This window comes from Pseudomonas algeriensis (genome assembly GCF_048847255.1).
In the GTDB taxonomy this organism is placed as follows: Bacteria; Pseudomonadota; Gammaproteobacteria; order Pseudomonadales; family Pseudomonadaceae; genus Aquipseudomonas.
Genome location: NZ_JBKKRK010000013.1, coordinates 113146 through 131323, shown reverse-complemented (window position 1 = coordinate 131323; position 18178 = coordinate 113146). Strand labels below are relative to the sequence as shown.

Sequence of the window (18178 nt, the reverse complement as noted above, 5' to 3'; positions counted from 1 at the left end):
TACGGCCGGTTATTACCAAGCCCTTACGATTCCACCTTCCGAGAAGTCCATTATGTCCGTCCCTGCCCCTGTCACCCCTCCCACCATCCTGGTCGTCGAAGACGACAACATCGTGCGCATGTTGATTGTCGACGTGCTGGAGGAACTGGAATACGAGGTATTGGAGGCAGAAGGTGGCGAAGAGGCGCTTAAGCTCCTGGAGGAGAAAGACCGTTCCATCGACCTGATGATGACGGATGTCAGCATGCTGCCCATGGACGGTCGCGAGTTGGCAACAAAAGCACGCGAAGTGCGCCCCGGACTCCCCATCCTGTTCGCCAGCGGCTACGCCGAAAGCATCGACGTGCCCGAAGGCATGAGCGTCATCGGCAAACCATTCTCCATCGATCAATTGCGCGACAAGGTCCAAAAGATTCTTTCTTGAGCGCGGACGCATTGTTGGTCACTATCGGCGCCCCGCGCGCCGACTGCGCCTGAAAATGCTCCAAGGATTGCCCGTCATGCCTCACCCCACCACCAAAGTCCTGGTTATCGGCTACGTCTGGCCCGAGCCACGCTCATCGGCGGCCGGCGGGCATGTCATGCAACTGCTCGAAGCCTTTCTCGAACAAGGCTGGGACATCACCTTCAGCAGCCCCGCCAGACCCGGTGAGAACCGCGCCGACCTGATTGGCCTGGGCATCCGGGAAGTACCGATCGAGCTCAATAGCAGCAGTTTTGATGTGTTTATCAGTGAGCTGGCGCCGGATATCGTCCTGTTCGACCAATTCATGATGGAAGAGCAGTTTGGCTGGCGGGTCGAAAAGCACTGCCCCGACGCCCTGCGCGTGCTCGAAACCTCGGATCTGCAAAGCCTGCGTCATGCACGGCATCAGCGCCTGAAAGACCGCTTGAAGTCCGATGAGTCCTCCCAGGACTTCAGCGACCTGTTCGCCCCTGCCTTGCGCGAGGAATTCGAGCTGATGGCGGACACTGACATGGCAAGGCGGGAAATTGCAGCCCTCTTGCGTTGCGACCTGAACCTGATGGTATCTGAGTTCGAGATCGAGCTGCTGGTGGAACACTTCAAGGTGCCCCGCGAGCTGTTGCTCTGGTGCCCGTTGATGCTGGACTTGCCGACCGAGCCGTTCGTGCCCTTCGACGACCGAGCGCATTTTCTCAGCATCGGCAATTTCCGCCACGCACCGAACTGGGACGCCGTGCTCTGGATGAAAAACGCCATATGGCCGCTGATTCGCCAACGATTGCCGGGTGCGCAGCTGCATCTCTACGGGGCCTACACCCCGCCCAAGGCAGCGGCACTGCATAATCCTACCCATGGGTTTCATATCATGAACTGGGCCGAGGACGCCTTGCAGGTCATGTCCGCGGCACGTATCTGCCTGGCGCCGCTGCGTTTCGGCGCCGGCATCAAGGGCAAGCTGATCGAAGCCATGCTATGCGGCACGCCCAGTATCACCACGCCCATAGGTGCCGAAGCCATGCACGGCGGCATGACCTGGCCCGGGGTGATCGCGCAAAGCGCCGAGGCCATCGCCGAAGCCGCCGTACAGCTGTATACCGACCAGGCGCGCTGGACCCATGCCCAGGGGGCCGGGTTGGCCTTGCTCGCGGAACGTTTTCGCAGGCAGGTCCACGGCCCTGCCTTGATTGACAGTATCAATGCCTGCCGCGTCGACCTTGCGCGGCGCCGTCGGGACAATTTCACCGGCAGCATGCTGCGTCACCACCAGCACAAGAGCACCCAGTACATGTCCCAATGGATCGAGGAAAAGAACCGCAACAGCTGACTCAATCGTCGCTCCGAGGGCTGGAACCCGGGCGGCGAAGGGGGCATTATCCAGCGGCGATAACAACAAAAGCGCCAAACCCATGACCCGCACAGCCAGAGTCACCGACCCTTCCTATGAGTTGATGGACGACCACAACGGGCTGTCCATCATCTACCGCCAGCACGGTTTTCCCTGTCCGCTGGTGCGCTGGCATTTCCACAAGGAATACGAGCTGCACCTGATCGTCGCCAGCTCGGGCAAGGTTTTCATTGGCGATTACATCGGCAATTTCTCCCCGCAATCGCTGTTCCTCACCGGCCCCAACCTGCCCCATAACTGGATCAGCCAGGTCGCCGAGGACGAAGTGGTGGCCAAGCGCGACATGCTGGTGAATTTCACCGATGAGCTGTTTGAAAGTGGGCACCAGGTATTTACCGAACTCAAGACGCTCGCGCCGCTGCTCGAACGCGCTCAACACGGCATCGAGTTTCGCTGCAAGCGCACCGTCCGCCAGGCCATGACCTTGATGCAGCGCATCGCCGATGCGCAGGGCATGAGCCGGCTCGGCTACTTTTTCATCCTGATGGAGCTGTTGGCCAGCTGCGATGACTATCAATTGCTCTCTGGCGCCACCGCCCCACAAGCGGCTGATGAGCACAGCATCGACCGCACCAACCGCGCGGTGGACTATATTTTTGCCCACTACGCCCGGGAATTGCCCCTGGAAGAAGTGGCCGAGCACCTGGGGATGAAACCCACCTATTTCAGCCGGGTGTTCAAGCAAGCCACTGGGCGTTGCTTCATCGAATTCGTCAATCGGCTGCGCATCAGCAAATCCTGCGAGCTGCTCGCCGACGGCGACAAGCCGGTGACGGATGTGTGCTTTGAGTCGGGCTTCAACAATATTTCCAACTTCAACCGACGCTTCCAGCAACTCAAGGGCATGACGCCTTCCCATTATCGGCGGCTGGCGGTGCAGCGGTTGACCGAGCAGAACCAGGGCTGAATTTTCACCGCCGCCCGTGGCGAGGGAGCTTGCTCCCGCTGGGCCGGGCTGGCGCTCCAGCGCGAAGCGGCCCCAAAATGGGGCTGCTGCGCAGCCCAGCGGGAGCAAGCTCCCTCGCCACAGGTTTTTCGCGAATTTCACTCAGTGCAAAAAAGTATCAGTAAAAGTGCGACGGATGATTTGTCATGCCGTCCATTGAGGGCTGTAATCAGCGCACATTCTTCCTCTCATCCGGAAGACACAAAAACAATAACTGTCCTTCTGCAGCCCGTGGGCGCGGAAAAGGAGTGCGCGATGAAACCTTCGGTAAAAGCTCTGCTTGTCTCCACCTGCATGACCCTCAGCAGCGTCAGTTTCGGCGCGCAAACCCTGACCATTGCCACCGTCAACAACAGCGACATGATCCGCATGCAAAAGCTATCGAAGACCTTCGAGGCCGAGCACCCGGACATCAAGCTGAACTGGGTGGTGCTTGAAGAAAACGTCCTGCGCCAGCGCCTGACCACCGACATCGCCACCCAGGGCGGTCAGTTCGACGTGCTGACCATTGGCATGTACGAAGCCGCACTCTGGGGCGCCAAAGGCTGGTTGGAACCGATGAAAGACCTGCCGGCCGCCTATGACCTGGACGACATTTTCCCGTCCGTGCGCGATGGCTTGTCGGTAAAGGGTTCGCTATACGCCCTGCCGTTCTATGCCGAAAGCTCGATCACTTACTACCGCACGGACCTGTTCAAGGACGCCGGGCTGACCATGCCCGAGCACCCGACCTGGACCCAGATCGGAGAGTTCGCGCAAAAACTCACCGACAAATCCAAGGAACAATATGGCCTGTGCCTGCGGGGCAAGGCCGGTTGGGGCGAGAACATGGCGCTGATCACGACCCTGGCCAACGGCTTTGGCGCGCGCTGGTTCGATGAGAAGTGGCAGCCGCAATTCAATGGACCCGAGTGGAAGGATGCCCTGAACTTCTACGTCGACAACATGAAGAAATCCGGCCCGCCGGGCGCTTCCAGCAACGGTTTCAACGAAAACCTGGCCCTGTTCAACAGCGGCAAGTGCGCGGTCTGGGTCGATGCCAGCGTCGCGGGCTCGTTCGTGACCGACAAGACCCAGAGCAAGGTGGCCGATCACGTAGGCTTCACCTTCGCGCCCCACGAGAAAACCGAAAAAGGCACCTCGTGGATGTACTCCTGGTCGCTGGCGATCCCGGCCAGTTCCAAAGCCAAGGAAGCCGCCAAAGTGTTTACGACTTGGGCAACGTCCAAGGAGTACGGCCAGTTGGTCGCCAAGACTGATGGCATTGCCAACGTACCACCGGGCACCCGCGCCTCCACTTACAGCGACGAGTACATGAAGGCCGCGCCGTTTGCCAAAGTAACGCTGGAATCGTTGAAAGTCGCCGACCCGAAAGCCCCCACCCTCAAGCCTGTGCCCTACATCGGCATCCAGTTGGTCACCATTCCCGAGTTCCAGGCCATCGGCACCCAGGTAGGCAAGTTCTTCTCGGGCGCACTGACCGGCCAGCAAACCGTGGACCAGGCGTTGACCGCCGCGCAATCCACCACCGAACGCGAGATGAAGCGCGCCGGGTATCCCAAGTAAAGGCCTGTAGGTATCCATTTGTGGCGAGGGAGCTTGCTCCCGCTGGCGGGCGAAGCCCGCCCTGGCGATCTGAAAGATTGCCTATCGGTATGGGCCCGCTACGCGGTCCAGCGGGAGCAAGCTCCCTCGCCACAGGGAAACGCGTCGCATAAGAGTAAGCACTCATGAATACTTCAACAACGACAGTCAAAGCCCCCATCGAAATAGCCCCGCCGGCCCGCAAGATCCGCCTGGCCAACCCCGGCTGGTTCCTGGTCAGCCCTTCGGTCGCCTTGTTGCTGCTGTGGATGATTGTGCCCCTGGGCATGACCGTCTACTTCTCGATGATCCGCTACAACCTGCTGTACCCCGGCGAAAACGAATTCGTCGGGCTGGAAAACTTCACCTATTTCCTGACCGACTCGGGCTTCATGCCCGGCGCCACCAATACCCTGTTGCTGGTGGGCAGCGTGCTGTTGATCAGTATCGTCCTCGGGGTGTTGATCAGCGCGTTGCTGGAGGCCAGCGAGTTTTTTGGGCGCGGCATCGTCCGCGTGCTGCTGATCTCGCCGTTCTTCATCATGCCCACGGTCGGTGCGCTGATTTGGAAAAATCTGATTTTCCATCCAGTCTCCGGGATCCTCGCTTCGGTGTGGAAGCTCTTCGGCGCCCAACCGGTGGATTGGCTGGCGCACTACCCGCTGCTGTCGATCATCATCATCGTCAGCTGGCAATGGCTGCCCTTCGCGATCCTGATCCTGATGACCGCCATGCAGTCCCTGGACCAGGAACAGAAAGAAGCTGCCCGCCTGGACGGCGCCGGCCCCATCGCGATTTTCTGGCACTTGACCCTGCCACACCTGGCCCGCCCGATTGCCGTGGTGGTGATGATCGAAACCATTTTCCTGCTGTCGGTGTTCGCCGAGATCTTCACCACCACCAACGGTGGCCCTGGTTATGCCTCGACCAACCTTGCGTACCTGATCTACAACCAGGCACTGGTGCAGTTCGACGTCGGCATGGCGTCGGCCGGTGGGCTGATTGCCGTGGTCATCGCCAATATCGCCGCCATCATCCTGGTCCGGATGATCGGCAAAAACCTCACCGACAAGCACTGAGGCCGTCGCCATGACTCTTCAACAATCCCGTCGACTGCAAAGCCTGCTGTTGGGCACGCTGGCCTGGGCCATCGCGATCCTGATCTTTTTTCCGATTTTCTGGATGGTGCTCACCAGCTTCAAGACCGAAATCGACGCCTTCGCCACGCCGCCGCAGTTCATCTTCGCGCCGACGCTGGAGAACTACCTGCACATCAACGAGCGCAGCAACTACTTCAGCTTCGCCTGGAACTCGGTGGTGATCTCCTTCAGCGCCACTGCTCTTTGCCTGCTGATCGCGGTGCCGGCGGCCTACTCCATGGCGTTCTACGAAACCCAGCGCACCAAAGGCACGCTGCTGTGGATGCTTTCCACCAAGATGCTGCCGCCGGTGGGCGTACTGATGCCGATCTACCTGCTGGCCAAGCAATTTGGCCTGCTGGACACGCGCCTTGCGCTGATCATCATCTACACGCTGATCAACCTGCCGATCGTGGTCTGGATGATTTACACCTATTTCAAGGACATCCCTCGCGACATCCTCGAAGCCGCGCGGCTGGACGGCGCCACCTTGTGGCAGGAAATGGTTCGTGTGCTGCTGCCCATCGCCAAGGGCGGGCTGGCGTCTACCGTGCTGCTGTCGCTGATCCTGTGCTGGAACGAGGCGTTCTGGTCGCTGAACCTCACCTCGTCCAAAGCGGCGCCGCTGACTGCCTTGATCGCCTCTTACTCCAGCCCGGAAGGCCTGTTCTGGGCCAAATTGTCCGCCGTCTCGACCCTGGCCTGCGCGCCGATCCTGATCTTCGGCTGGATCAGCCAGAAACAACTGGTGCGCGGCTTGTCCTTCGGCGCGGTGAAATAACGCGCCTTACACAGTTATCAGAAGTGGAGGCCCATCATCATGGCCAACCTGAAAATCAAGAATCTGCAAAAAGGCTTCGAAGGTTTCTCCATCATCAAGGGCATCGACCTTGAAGTGAACGACCGCGAGTTCGTGGTGTTCGTCGGCCCGTCGGGCTGTGGCAAGTCCACGCTGCTGCGGTTGATCGCCGGCCTTGAAGAAGTCAGCGACGGCACCATCGAACTGGACGGCCGCGACATCACTGAAGTCAGCCCGGCCAAGCGCGACCTGGCGATGGTGTTCCAGACCTACGCCCTTTACCCGCACATGAGCGTGCGCAAGAACATGTCCTTCGCCCTGGACTTGGCCGGCGTGCCCAAGGCCGACGTCGAGAAGAAAGTCAACGAAGCGGCGCGCATCCTTGAACTGGGGCCGATGTTGGAGCGCAAGCCCAAGCAACTGTCCGGTGGACAGCGCCAGCGCGTGGCGATCGGCCGGGCCATCGTGCGCAATCCAAAGATTTTCCTGTTCGACGAACCGCTGTCCAACCTCGACGCCGCCCTGCGGGTGCAGATGCGTTTGGAATTGGCGCGTCTGCACAAGGAACTGCAAGCGACGATGATCTACGTGACCCACGACCAGGTCGAAGCCATGACTCTGGCCAACAAGGTCGTCGTGCTCAACAGCGGGCGCGTCGAGCAGGTGGGCTCGCCTCTGGAGCTGTACCACCAGCCGGCGAACCTGTTCGTCGCCGGCTTCCTCGGAACGCCGAAGATGGGCTTCCTCAAGGGCAAGGTCACCGGCCTGGACGACCAGGGTTGTGAAGTGCTGCTGGACGCCGGCACTCGCATCAGCCTGCCGCGAATTGGCTCGAACTTGAGCATCGGCGGCGCGGTAACCCTGGGGATTCGCCCGGAGCACCTTAACCTGGCCCAGCCGGGCGATTGCACGCTGCGGGTGACCGCCGATGTCAGCGAGCGCCTGGGCAGCGACACCTTCTGCCACGTCATCACCGCTTCCGGCGAAGCCCTGACCATGCGCGTGCGCGGTGACCTGGCGAGCCGATTCGGCGAGCAACTGGAGCTGCACCTGGACGCCGAACACTGCCACTTATTCGATGCCGAGGGCGTAGCGGTTTCCCGCGCGCTGCGCGCTGCCGCCTGATTGCCGAGATTTTGCGATGAAACTCAACCGACAGAACCTGCACAACCTCAACGCAGAGGTCGTCCTGCCCGCTTATAACCTGGACGACCGGCGCCAAGGCATCGCCCACATCGGTGTCGGTGGCTTCCACCGTGCGCACCAGGCGTATTACACCGATGCATTGATGAACACCGGCGAAGGCCTCGACTGGGCCATTTGCGGCGTAGGCCTGCGCCCCGAAGATCGCCGCGCCCGGGATGACCTGGCCGGCCAGGATTTCCTGTTCACCCTCTATGAACTGGGCGACACCGACGACACCGAAGTCCGGGTGATCGGTGCCATCACCGACATGCTGCTGGCCGAAGACAGCGCCCAGGAATTGATCGACAAGCTGGCCGACCCGCAGATCCGCATCGTCTCGCTGACCATCACCGAAGGTGGCTACTGCATCGACGACAGCAACGGCGAGTTCATGGCCCACCTGCCGCAGATCCAGCACGACCTGGCCCACCCCGACGCGCCGAAGACCGTGTTTGGATTTCTGTGCGCAGCCCTGGCCAAGCGCCGCGCCGAGGGGACGCCGGCGTTTACCTTGATGTCTTGCGACAACCTGCCCCACAACGGCGCGGTGACGCGCAAGGCGCTGCTGGCCTTCGCCGCGCTGCGTGATCCGGCGCTGGGGCAATGGATTGACCGCAACGTGAGTTTCCCCAACGCCATGGTCGACCGCATCACCCCGATGACCAGTGGCGCCCACCGCTTGCAGCTGCATGACGAGCATGGCATCGATGACGCTTGGCCGGTGGTATGCGAGCCGTTCGTGCAGTGGGTATTGGAAGACAAGTTCGTCAACGGTCGCCCGGCCTGGGAGAATGTCGGCGTGCAATTTACCGACGACGTTTCGCCTTACGAAGAAATGAAGATCAAGCTGCTCAACGGCAGCCATCTCGCCCTGACCTACCTGGGTTTCCTCAAGGGTTATCGCTTCGTCCACGAAACCATGAACGACCCGTTGTTCGTGCGCTACATCCGCGCCTACATGGACTTGGACGTCACGCCCCAACTGGCGCCCGTACCCGGCATCGATCTGACACTGTACAAGGACACCCTGGTGGAGCGCTTCTCCAACCAGGCCATCGCCGACCAACTGGAACGGGTGTGTTCGGATGGCTCGTCGAAATTTCCGAAGTTCACCGTGCCTACCCTCAATCGCCTGATTGCCGACGGCGGCGAGACCCGCCGCGCGGCGTTGGTGGTGGCGGCCTGGGCGGTGTATCTAAAGGGTGTGGACGAAAATGGCGCGGTCTATTCAATTCCCGACCCTCGCGCGGCTTTCTGCCAGGCGCTGGTGGCTGACGATGCCCTGGTGACCCAGCGAATGTTGGAAGTAGAAGAAATCTTCGGCACGGCTATACCTCGCTCACCTGAATTCGTGGCAGCCTTCGAATGGTGTTGCAACAGCTTGCGCGAGCATGGGGTAACGCGGACGCTTGAGCGAGTGCTGGCGGATCAAGACTAGGTACGGCCCGCCTTTCGTGGCGAGGGAGCTTGCTCCCTCGCCATAGGTTTTGTATGTCCCTGACGATAATCTGATGCTGATCCGAGGATTTCCATGGCAAACCAACAACTGTTCCTGGGCATCGACTGCGGCACCCAAGGCACCAAGGCGCTGATCCTCGACGCGGCCAGCGGCCAGGTACTCGGCCTGGGCGCCGCGGCCCACAGCATGATCAGCGGCGCCAACGGCCGCCGTGAACAAGAGCCCCAGCAGTGGCTCGACGCATTCACCCAGGCGACGCACCAGGCATTGGCCGCCGCCGGGGTCGATGGCCAGGCGATTCTCGGCATCGGCGTGTCCGGGCAGCAGCATGGCTTGGTGCTGCTGGATGACCAAGGCCAGGTCCTGCGCCCGGCCAAGCTTTGGTGCGACACCGAGACCACCCCGGAAAACGATCGGCTGCTGGCGCACCTGGGCGGTGAAAGCGGCAGCCTCGAACGCCTCGGCGTGGTGATCGCGCCGGGCTATACGGTATCCAAATTGCTCTGGACCCAAGAGCAGCACCCCCAGGTCTTCGAGCGCATCGCCAGCGTCCTGCTGCCCCACGACTTCCTCAACCACTGGCTCACCGGTCGCCATTGCAGCGAATATGGCGATGCCTCGGGTACGGGTTATTTCAACGTACGCACCCGTCAATGGGACGTGGCGCTGTTGCGGCATATCGACCCCAGCGGCCGGCTGCAATCGGCTTTGCCCGAACTGATCGAGGCTCACCACCCTGTCGGCAGGATCCTACCGGAGATCGCCGCACATCTGGGGCTGAACCCCGAGGCGGTGGTGTCCAGCGGTGGCGGAGACAACATGATGGGCGCCATCGGCACCGGCAACATCCAGCCCGGCGTGATTACCATGAGCCTCGGGTCCTCCGGCACCGTGTACGCCTATGCAGCGGAGCCTACCGTCAGTCCGCAGCCATCGGTAGCGACCTTTTGTTCCTCCAGCGGCGGCTGGCTGCCGCTGATCTGCACCATGAACCTGACCAACGCCACCGGGGCCGTGCGCGAGCTGCTGGACCTGGACATCGACACCTTCAACACCCTGGTATCCCAGGCACCGATCGGTGCCGAGGGCGTCTGCATGCTGCCATTCCTCAACGGTGAACGTGTCCCCGCCCTGCCCCACGCCACTGGCGCCCTGCTGGGCCTGACGACCACCAACCTGAGCCGGGCCAACCTGTGCCGCGCGGTGGTCGAAGGCACGACATTCGGCCTGCGCTACGGCCTGGACCTGTTGCGTGCCAATGGCCTTAAGGCCCAGAGCATCCGCCTGATCGGCGGCGGCTCGAAGAGCTCGGTCTGGCGGCAGATCGTCGCGGATATCATGGACACCACCGTCATCTGCACCGAGCAGAGCGAGGCGGCGGCCCTGGGCGGGGCAATCCAGGCTGCATGGTGCCATGGCGGCGCACAAGAACCCCTGGCCGATCTGTGCGAACGCTGCGTCACGCTCGACCCGGCCAGCGAAACCCGCCCCGTCACCGAGCATGTCGCAGCGTCGCAACACGCCTACGAACGTTACCGGCAACACGTCGCAACCCTTTGAGAGCAGGCAATTATGTATTTGGTGTGTGGTGAAGCGCTGTTTGATTTCTTCAGCGCAAATGAAGCACGAACCCCGGCTTCCCAAGTGAATTACAAAGCGATTGCCGGCGGCTCGCCCTTCAACGTGGCGGTGGGGCTGCGGCGGTTGGGGGTCGAATCAGCGCTGTTTACCGGGCTTTCCGCCGACTATCTGGGTCGTCGTCTGCACCAAGTGCTGGTCGACGAAGGCGTCAGCACTCGGTTCGCCCATGACTTCGATGTGCCAACGACCTTGGCGATGGTAGCTGTCGGGGCCAACGGCTCGCCGCATTACAGCTTCCGTGGCGAAGGCTGCGCGGACCGCCAACTGAGCCTCGACCATCTGCCGACCCTGGGCCCGGAGGTGCGCGGTTTGCACGTCGGCTCGTTTTCCCTCGTGGTGCAACCCGTTGGCGATACATTGCTTGCGCTCGTGCAACGCGAGAGCGGCAAACGCCTGATCAGCCTGGACCCGAACGTGCGGCTCAACCCGCAACCGGATATCGAGCTCTGGCGTTCGCGAATAGCGACACTGGTACCGTACGCCGACCTGATCAAAGTCAGTGACGAGGACTTGAGCCTTCTTTATCCCGACCGCGATCCACAGGATGTCATCGCAGGTTGGCTGGAACACCGCTGCCAACTGGCGTTCCTGACCCGTGGGGGCCAGGGCGCGACGGTGTTCAGCCGTCAGCATGGGGTGTGGTCGCTCCCCGCTTGCCCGGTGCAAATTGCCGATACCGTGGGCGCAGGCGACACGTTCCAGGCGGCGTTGATCGCTTGGCTGACCGAACAGCGATTGGATGATGTGGAGGGTTTGCATTCGCTGGACGCTGGGCAAATCGGCAAGATGCTCGACTTCGCAATGCGCGCTGCTGCGTTGACCTGCGCCAAAACCGGGCCGGATTTGCCGTACCGCCAGCAGCTCGATTAGAAAGGAATGACTCGACGCCGGGTTCGAACACATCGGACCCGGGCGTCAGGCTTACTTAGGTTGGGCTGGGGTTAGCGCCCGTTCATTCGGTGCTGCTGATGAAAATAATTGCCTGAACCGTGACCGTGATCCAGTTCAGTACGCAGCTCGGCAATCAGATCATTGATCGCCCGGCAGCCCGTGAGCTTGGTGGCATCGATGTCGCTCTTGACCAGTGCTACGCGATCGGTTTCATGATCGTCGTAGATCTTGACGGTCATGGACAAGTCCGGTGACAAGGTGCATTGCGACCGCTTGGGCAGCAGGCTGCTTTCGATGATGTTTCGCATTTCGAGGGCAGATAAAAACATGGCAACTCTCTCCTGTTGAGCCAGCCAATTCATGTTCACGACGGCGGTATTTTCGTCCGTTTCTTCCCTGCGGACTGGACTGTGAATGCCGTGCCGTTCGTTCATTTTGGCGTTTTCTGGTGTTGGGGCCCGTAGATCGGGCTCCTGTATTTACCCGCAATTAATATGCCCATGTCTGAATACTTCCAGACTGTTACAAATCAATGACTTAGCCAGTAACGCCCCTGGAAGGACCGTGCAAAATGCATGGCGAGGGCCTTTCTTCCATGCAAACTGCAATCAGTCAGTTCGACTTGCCACGCTCAGAGTAGCCACTGTTTCGACTTCATGGCCGGGCGTCCGTCGGCTGATTCAAAAAAAGTTCGCCTGACGGTTCAACATCAAGCGATTTCCACGGCAGCACGTTCCGCCACGTGGCGCAAGCTGTCGAAGTTGATGTTGCCGCCAGAATCGATAGCAACGAACGTATGCCCTTGCGCTCCGCTTTGCGCCACGTGTTGCTTGATTCCCGCTACCGCCAGTGCACCGGAGGGCTCGGTGATCGAACGTGTAACTTTCACCGTGCAACAACGCCTCGGCGCCTCGGCTGCGCACACCCGCAACTTTAGTTTCATCGCCTCGCGATTACTTCAGTCCGACCTTGTACAACGCGCCGTCATCTTCGTCCGTCAATACGTAGAGGAAACCATCCGGGCCCTGGCGAACATCGCGGATGCGCTCCTTGAGCTCACCCAGCAAGCGCTCTTCATGAACGACCTTGTCACCTTCGAACTCCAGGCGAATCAGGTCCTTGGACACCAGCGCGCCGATAAACGCGTTGCGCTGCCAAGGCTTGAAACGATCGTTGTCATAGAACGCCATGCCGCTGAGCCCCGGCGATACCTGCCAGACGTGGTGCGGCCCTACAGTGCCTTCGACAGTCTTGCCCTGGGCCTCGGGAATCGGCGCGCCGGAATAGTTGTCGCCATGGGTCGCCAACGGCCAGCCATAGTTCTTGCCTCGCTCGATGATGTTCATCTCGTCACCACCCTTGGGGCCGTGCTCGTTTTCCCACAACGTGCCGTTCCAGGGGTTCAGCGCAGCGCCTTGGGGGTTACGAATGCCGTATGACCAGATCTCCGGGCGTACGTTTTTCTGGCCGACGAAGGGGTTGTCGTCAGGCACTTTGCCGTCGGGGTAGACCCGCACGATCTTGCCCTGCAGCTTGTCCAGGTCCTGGGCGGTGGCACGGTCGTTGTTCTCCCCAAGCGTAATGAAGAGATAGCCATCCCGGTCGAACACCAGGCGGGAACCGAAGTGGTTGCCAGTGGAGAGCTTGGGCTGCTGTCGGAAAATCACGTCGAAGCCGTCAAGGCTTTTCAAGTCCTTGGACAATTGCCCCCGGCCCACGGCGGTGCCGGCCTTGCCGTCCTCCCCAGCCTCGGCGTAGGACAGATAGATCGTGCGGTCCTGCTTGAAGTCCGGAGACAGCACCACATCCAGCAAACCGCCCTGCCCCTTGGCCCAGACCTGCGGAACACCGTTCAGCGGTGCAGACAATCTTCCATCGGTGCTAACCCACCGCAGGTTGCCGGCGCGCTCCGTCACCAGCATGCCTTGCTGGTCAGGCAGGAACGCCACGGACCAAGGGTGCTTGAGCCCCCTGGCTACCGTCGTGACTTCGAGGGTGCCTTCCTCGCTCTTGAATGCCTGGACTTGCGCGGCGAAGACCGGCGTGGCGAGGACCACCATGGCGCTGGCAAACAGGGTGGCCCGGAATGTTTTACGCAACATGCACACTTCCTTCTGTGGTGACGTGGATCAGGATGGCGCCTCAGCGATTGCCGTTGTTCGTGTTCCTGGGGGGTGTCGGAGATTCGATCGTCGGCCGTGGCGAACCGGCTGGCGAGCCAGCCCGAGGATAGCCGTTGCCGATACCGCCATTTTCCAGGGTCGGGGGCCGCGGCACCGGCACCGTCGGGTTGCTGCGAATGGTTGGCACGTTGGGCTGGGTGCCCTGCATGCTGTTGGGGTTGGCCCGGCGGATCGGGCTGTTGTACGGATTGTTGTTGCCTGGCACGTTCTGCGCTAGCAACACGGGCCCGGTGACCGGGGTAACGGCCTGGGCCGTGGCGCTCATGAAAAGCGCTATCAAGGCGAGCACCCGCCTGTTCATGGAAACCTCCCTGCAACACGAGACGATACCGGCATATCGAAAGCACGCTACGCCGCAGGTTCGTTGTTGTTAAGCGAAATATCCCACTGAAGATGTAACGAGGCATCTCCGCCTGCGGCCTCCCATGGACGTCAACCGCAGCCAGCCGGCGCCCGGCGGAAACTTTTCCCAAGCCAGTGGGGTCACCAGAGAGACCACTCACCGGTAAGGAAAAATGCACCATGGCACGGGCAATCTGGAAAGGCGCAATCAGTTTCGGACTGGTCCACATTCCCGTGGCGCTGGTGTCGGCCACAGCGTCCCAAGGCGTGGATTTCGACTGGCTGGACAAACGCAGCATGGATCCGGTGGGGTACAAGCGTGTCAACAAGGTCACCGGCAAGGAAGTGACCAAGGATGACATCGTCAAAGGCGTGCAGTACCAGAAGGGTCAATACGTGCTGATCAGCGAGGAGGAAATTCGCGCAGCCCACCCCAAGTCCACCCAGACCATCGACATTTTCTCTTTTGTCGACAGCGAGAAGATCCCGCTACAGAACATCGACAAGCCTTATTTTCTGGCGCCGGACAAGCGCGGCGGCAAGGTCTATGCGCTGCTGCGCGAGACCCTGCTCAAGACCAACAAAGTCGCCCTGGCGAATGTGGTGCTGCATACCCGCCAGCACCTGGCGGCGCTCATGCCGCTGGAATCGGCCCTGGTGCTGGTGATGCTGCGCTGGCCTGCCGAAGTCCGCGAACTCGATGTACTGGAATTGGGCGACGAAGTGACCAACCCCACGTTGGCGAAAGGCGAACTGGAGATGGCCAAACGCCTGGTGCAAGACATGAGTGGTGACTGGGAGCCCCAGGAGTACCGCGACAGTTTCCAGGAAAAAATCATGGAGCTGGTGGAGAAAAAGGCCACCGAAGGCCGGCTCGAAGCGGTGGAAACCGACCCTGGCGAAGAACAGCGCAAGACCGCCGACGTCATCGACCTTACCGAACTGCTCAAGCGCAGCCTTGGCGGCAAGGGCAAGGCCCCGGAAAAACCAGCCGAAAAGACTGCGGCAAAATCGACCAAGACGCGTAAATCCGCTCCAGCTAAAAAAGCCACCAAGGCCTCCCAGGGCTAAACCCCGGGCGCCTGCAATACAAGGGAATCTGTCATGGCCAAGGCCGAGAGTGAATCTGCCCGTCTGTCCGATGTGGAAGCGGACCCAATAACGACTCGTACCCGTGCCCGACGGGGCGAACAGGTGGACAACGGCCGGCTCCCGGAACGTCTGTCACCACCGTTGGCCACGCCGGTGGAGCACCCACCGGCGGGTGAATGGCGTTATGAAGTCCAGTTCCACGGGTATCGACTCCTGGCGCGAATCGAGAACGGCGAAGTACGCCTGTTGAATCGCAGCCACACGGACTGGACCGAACGGCTCAGGCTGCACGCCGACGCCCTGGCGAAGTTGGACCTGGGTGACTGTTGGCTCGATGGGGAACTGGTGCTACTCGACGACACCGGCCATTCCGACTTCCCTGCCCTGCGCCAGGCCTTCGAGATCGGTCGTAGCGTCGACATGGTCTACTTTCTTTTCGACGCGCCGTTTCTCAATGGCATCGACATGCGCCAACAACCTTTGGAAGAACGCCGCGCCGCACTCAAGAACGCCCTGAAGAACAACACCAGCAAGCGCCTGCGGTTTTCCGAGGCATTCTCCGCCAGCCAACACGACATCTTCGAAAGTGCCACCGCCCTTTCCTTGGACAGTGTGGTCGGCAAGCGCCTGGGCAGCCCCTATGTCTCCGGCCGCAATCCCGATTGGGTCAAGCTCAAATGTCGGCTGCGCCAGTGCTTCGTTATCGTGGGGTTCACGCGCCCGCAAGGCAAACGCAGCGGTTTTGGCGCACTGTTGCTGGCGGTCAACGGGCCGTCGGGGCTGGTGTACGCCGGTCGGGTCGGCACGGGCTTCAGCCAGTCCCAACTCAAGCAACTGCATGAACAACTCTGCGCCCAGGAGCGCGAAACCTCACCGCTGGACAAACCGCTCAGCGGCGCACAGGCACGCGGCGTGCATTGGGTCGAGCCGACGCAAGTCTGCGAAGTCGAATTCGCTGAATGGACCGGCGACGGCCTGGTCCGCCAGGCGGTATTCCTTGAGCTACCGGGCGACGGGCAAGCCAGTCGCGTTGTGCGCGAACAACCCATGCCGATAAAAGCGGCGGCCCCCAAGCCCAAGCGTCGGACCAAGGCCAACGCCGCCAAGGTCGACGGCGTGGTGATCACCCACCCCGACCGCGTCGTCGACAGCGTCAGCGGCGTGCAAAAAGCAGAGCTGGCGCAATACTACCTGGACATCGCCCCGTGGATCCTGCCCCACCTCAAGTTGCGCCCGGTCGCGCTTGTGCGGGCACCGGAGGGGATCGGCGAAGAACTGTTCTTCCAGAAACATGCCGACCGCCTGGAGATCCCTCATATCAAACAGCTGGACCCGGACCTGGACCCAGGCCATGCGGCGCTGATGGAGATCGACAGCGTCCATGCGCTGGTCGGCGCCGCGCAGATGGGCGCGGTGGAGTTGCACACCTGGACGGCGACCCATGATCGGATCGAGACGCCCGACCTGTTCGTCCTGGACCTGGACCCCGACCCGTCGCTGCCCTGGAGCGCCATGCTGGAAGCGACACGCATGACCTTGTCGGTGCTTGACGAACTGGGCTTGCAAGGATTTCTCAAGACCAGCGGTGGCAAAGGCATGCACGTCATCGTGCCGATGGCGCGCAGCGAGGGGTGGGATGTCACCAAAGCCTTCGCCAAGGCCATCTCACAATTCCTGACCCGGCAGATGCCGCAACGAATCACCGCGACCATGGGGCCGAAGAACCGAGTGGGCAAGGTGTTTGTCGACTATCTGCGCAACGCCCGTGGCGCCAGCACCGTGGCCGCCTACTCGGTGCGCGCAAGACCAGGCCTGCCGGTTTCGGTCCCGATAGCACGGGACGAACTGGACGGCCTGCGCAACGCCCAGCAATGGGACATCCAGACGGCGCTGGAACGGGCCAAGGGCCTGGGCGCCGATCCGTGGGAAGGTTATAGCCATCGCCAGCGGATCACCACCAGGATGTGGACACAGCTGGAGGCTGAAAAGCCCGGTTCCTGAACCTTTCAGATCCAGACGAAAATAGCCAGCAGAGCGCCGAAGAACGCCCATTTCTGCAAGTAGTACAACTTGCGGTTGCGTTTCTTCAGCGCTTTGCCTTGCAGACGAATCTTGTACAACCGTGAAAACGCCCGGTTCAGGCCGCCAGTCTTGTCACCGGCGTCGTTCGGCGCTCCAGCGGAGGACATCACGGTACGGCTGAACCAACGGTTGAACGCCGTGGCCCAACGGTACTTCATGGGCCGTTCCACGTCGCAGAACAAGATGATGCGGTTATCTGGCGTCGTGTTTTCGGCGTAATGGATGAACGTCTCGTCGAATATGACCGCCTCGCCGTCCCGCCAGTGATACGACTGGCCGTCGACATCGATGTAGCAACCGGCATCATTGGGCGTCTGCAGGCCCAGGTGGTAGCGATAGGAGCCGGCGTACGGATCACGATGTCGGACCAGTTTCGAGCCCGGCGGCAGTTCAGCGAACATGGCCGCCTTGATCGAGCCGATGCCCTGCACCAGCTCGGTGGTGCGTGGGCACAGCTTCATGGCCGACGGATGGCTGTCGCCATACCACTTGAGATAGAAACGCTTCCAGCCGGTCTTGAAAAAGGAGTTGAAGCCCACGTCGTCATATTGGTTCGAGCGCTTGATCTCGCCTGCTTGCAACAGGTTCTGACCCTCGGCGCGAATTTCTTCCCAATGGGCCTGCAACGGGCTCAGGTCCGGGAACTCGCCTGGGCTGAGGAACGGCTTGTTGGGGAATTTCGAGCACAGGTAGAGCAGGCAATTGACCGGCGCGAGGAAGGACGAGTGATCGCTCAGCTGGCGTCCGAGCTTATGCCGCACGCGCCCACGCAGATGCACATAGCCGATGGAGAGGATATAGATCGCAACGATGATGAGCTTCACGGAGTCCGTCACAATGCAAGAGTTGACAGGCGGCGTCTCCTGGCCAGCCAAGCGGCGAGGTAGAGGGCGTCGAGTGAGATGGCATTTTAGCCAGACTTTGTAACTGAAAGTTATCCTCAGTTGTGAAAAACTGTCTCGCC

16 protein-coding genes and 1 pseudogene are annotated in these 18178 nt (G+C 61.0%); 12 read left to right on the top strand and 5 right to left on the bottom strand.

Annotation, left to right across the window (positions count from 1 at the left end; genetic code table 11):
• Positions 1–52 precede the first annotated feature (52 nt).
• From ACLK1G_RS19225 to ACLK1G_RS19180, 10 genes are all read left to right on the top strand, one after another.
• Positions 53–424: a response regulator gene (locus ACLK1G_RS19225; protein ID WP_420766865.1), complete on the top strand. Its 372-nt coding sequence runs from the start codon at positions 53–55 to the stop codon at positions 422–424.
• Between the two features lie 76 nt (positions 425–500).
• On the top strand, positions 501–1790 hold the full coding sequence (locus ACLK1G_RS19220; RefSeq protein ID WP_420766864.1) for a glycosyltransferase: 1290 nt from the start codon (positions 501–503) through the stop codon (positions 1788–1790).
• A gap of 82 nt (positions 1791–1872) precedes the next feature.
• The gene (locus tag ACLK1G_RS19215; protein ID WP_420766863.1) at positions 1873–2778 is read left to right on the top strand and encodes a helix-turn-helix domain-containing protein; all 906 of its coding nucleotides are present in this window, start codon (positions 1873–1875) and stop codon (positions 2776–2778) included.
• A 294-nt stretch (positions 2779–3072) separates the two neighbouring features.
• On the top strand, positions 3073–4383 hold the full coding sequence (locus tag ACLK1G_RS19210; RefSeq protein ID WP_420766862.1) for an ABC transporter substrate-binding protein: 1311 nt from the start codon (positions 3073–3075) through the stop codon (positions 4381–4383).
• 164 nt (positions 4384–4547) lie between these two features.
• The gene (locus ACLK1G_RS19205; RefSeq protein WP_030142680.1) at positions 4548–5480 is read left to right on the top strand and encodes a carbohydrate ABC transporter permease; all 933 of its coding nucleotides are present in this window, start codon (positions 4548–4550) and stop codon (positions 5478–5480) included.
• 10 nt (positions 5481–5490) lie between these two features.
• Positions 5491–6321 carry a carbohydrate ABC transporter permease gene (locus ACLK1G_RS19200; protein ID WP_014338173.1) on the top strand — a complete coding sequence of 277 codons (831 nt, stop codon included), beginning with the start codon at positions 5491–5493 and terminating at the stop codon, positions 6319–6321.
• A 39-nt stretch (positions 6322–6360) separates the two neighbouring features.
• Positions 6361–7464 carry an ABC transporter ATP-binding protein gene (locus ACLK1G_RS19195; RefSeq protein ID WP_420766861.1) on the top strand — a complete coding sequence of 368 codons (1104 nt, stop codon included), beginning with the start codon at positions 6361–6363 and terminating at the stop codon, positions 7462–7464.
• Between the two features lie 16 nt (positions 7465–7480).
• A complete protein-coding gene (locus ACLK1G_RS19190; RefSeq protein WP_420766860.1) occupies positions 7481–8962 on the top strand; it encodes a mannitol dehydrogenase family protein in 1482 nt (493 codons plus the stop codon).
• A 93-nt stretch (positions 8963–9055) separates the two neighbouring features.
• Complete coding sequence (gene xylB / locus ACLK1G_RS19185; protein ID WP_420766859.1) at positions 9056–10543, top strand: xylulokinase; 1488 nt, start codon at positions 9056–9058, stop codon at positions 10541–10543.
• 12 nt (positions 10544–10555) lie between these two features.
• Positions 10556–11494, top strand: coding sequence for a carbohydrate kinase family protein (locus ACLK1G_RS19180; protein WP_420766858.1), 939 nt, complete (start codon positions 10556–10558; stop codon positions 11492–11494).
• A gap of 71 nt (positions 11495–11565) precedes the next feature.
• Here ACLK1G_RS19180 and ACLK1G_RS19175 read toward each other — a convergent pair whose 3' ends face one another.
• The 4 genes and pseudogenes from ACLK1G_RS19175 to ACLK1G_RS19160 form a co-directional block, all read right to left on the bottom strand.
• On the bottom strand, positions 11566–11844 hold the full coding sequence (locus ACLK1G_RS19175) for a DUF1652 domain-containing protein (protein ID WP_420766886.1): 279 nt from the start codon (positions 11842–11844) through the stop codon (positions 11566–11568).
• Positions 11845–12242: 398 nt separating this feature from the next.
• Positions 12243–12395: pseudogene (locus ACLK1G_RS19170) on the bottom strand (threonine ammonia-lyase, biosynthetic); the annotation flags it as partial.
• A 73-nt stretch (positions 12396–12468) separates the two neighbouring features.
• Positions 12469–13617 carry a PQQ-dependent sugar dehydrogenase gene (locus ACLK1G_RS19165; RefSeq protein WP_420766857.1) on the bottom strand — a complete coding sequence of 383 codons (1149 nt, stop codon included), beginning with the start codon at positions 13615–13617 and terminating at the stop codon, positions 12469–12471.
• Between the two features lie 40 nt (positions 13618–13657).
• The gene (locus ACLK1G_RS19160) at positions 13658–13999 is read right to left on the bottom strand and encodes a hypothetical protein (protein ID WP_420766856.1); all 342 of its coding nucleotides are present in this window, start codon (positions 13997–13999) and stop codon (positions 13658–13660) included.
• Between the two features lie 221 nt (positions 14000–14220).
• Between ACLK1G_RS19160 and ku the strand changes: the two genes are divergently transcribed.
• Together ku and ligD are read left to right on the top strand one after the other, a co-directional pair.
• The gene (gene ku, locus ACLK1G_RS19155; RefSeq protein WP_420766855.1) at positions 14221–15111 is read left to right on the top strand and encodes a non-homologous end joining protein Ku; all 891 of its coding nucleotides are present in this window, start codon (positions 14221–14223) and stop codon (positions 15109–15111) included.
• A gap of 33 nt (positions 15112–15144) precedes the next feature.
• Complete coding sequence (ligD, locus tag ACLK1G_RS19150) at positions 15145–17133, top strand: DNA ligase D (RefSeq protein WP_420766854.1); 1989 nt, start codon at positions 15145–15147, stop codon at positions 17131–17133.
• Between the two features lie 5 nt (positions 17134–17138).
• Here ligD and lpxO read toward each other — a convergent pair whose 3' ends face one another.
• Positions 17139–18038 (bottom strand): lipid A hydroxylase LpxO, encoded by a 900-nt coding sequence (gene lpxO / locus ACLK1G_RS19145; protein WP_420766853.1) that lies wholly within the window; start codon positions 18036–18038, stop codon positions 17139–17141.
• Positions 18039–18178: the final 140 nt, after the last annotated feature.

Excerpts from the sequence above, each read along its gene's own strand:
- ACLK1G_RS19220 (WP_420766864.1), top strand. The coding sequence starts at position 501 with ATGCCTCACCCCACCACCAAAGTCCTGGTTATCGGCTACGTCTGGCCC.
- ACLK1G_RS19205 (WP_030142680.1), top strand. The coding sequence starts at position 4,548 with ATGAATACTTCAACAACGACAGTCAAAGCCCCCATCGAAATAGCCCCG.
- xylB (WP_420766859.1), top strand. The coding sequence starts at position 9,056 with ATGGCAAACCAACAACTGTTCCTGGGCATCGACTGCGGCACCCAAGGC.
- ACLK1G_RS19160 (WP_420766856.1), bottom strand. The coding sequence starts at position 13,999 with ATGAACAGGCGGGTGCTCGCCTTGATAGCGCTTTTCATGAGCGCCACG.
- ACLK1G_RS19215 (WP_420766863.1), top strand. The coding sequence starts at position 1,873 with ATGACCCGCACAGCCAGAGTCACCGACCCTTCCTATGAGTTGATGGAC.
- ACLK1G_RS19180 (WP_420766858.1), top strand. The coding sequence starts at position 10,556 with ATGTATTTGGTGTGTGGTGAAGCGCTGTTTGATTTCTTCAGCGCAAAT.
- ACLK1G_RS19195 (WP_420766861.1), top strand. The coding sequence starts at position 6,361 with ATGGCCAACCTGAAAATCAAGAATCTGCAAAAAGGCTTCGAAGGTTTC.
- ACLK1G_RS19200 (WP_014338173.1), top strand. The coding sequence starts at position 5,491 with ATGACTCTTCAACAATCCCGTCGACTGCAAAGCCTGCTGTTGGGCACG.
- ACLK1G_RS19190 (WP_420766860.1), top strand. The coding sequence starts at position 7,481 with ATGAAACTCAACCGACAGAACCTGCACAACCTCAACGCAGAGGTCGTC.
- ligD (WP_420766854.1), top strand. The coding sequence starts at position 15,145 with ATGGCCAAGGCCGAGAGTGAATCTGCCCGTCTGTCCGATGTGGAAGCG.
- ACLK1G_RS19165 (WP_420766857.1), bottom strand. The coding sequence starts at position 13,617 with ATGTTGCGTAAAACATTCCGGGCCACCCTGTTTGCCAGCGCCATGGTG.
- ku (WP_420766855.1), top strand. The coding sequence starts at position 14,221 with ATGGCACGGGCAATCTGGAAAGGCGCAATCAGTTTCGGACTGGTCCAC.
- ACLK1G_RS19175 (WP_420766886.1), bottom strand. The coding sequence starts at position 11,844 with ATGTTTTTATCTGCCCTCGAAATGCGAAACATCATCGAAAGCAGCCTG.
- ACLK1G_RS19210 (WP_420766862.1), top strand. The coding sequence starts at position 3,073 with ATGAAACCTTCGGTAAAAGCTCTGCTTGTCTCCACCTGCATGACCCTC.
- ACLK1G_RS19225 (WP_420766865.1), top strand. The coding sequence starts at position 53 with ATGTCCGTCCCTGCCCCTGTCACCCCTCCCACCATCCTGGTCGTCGAA.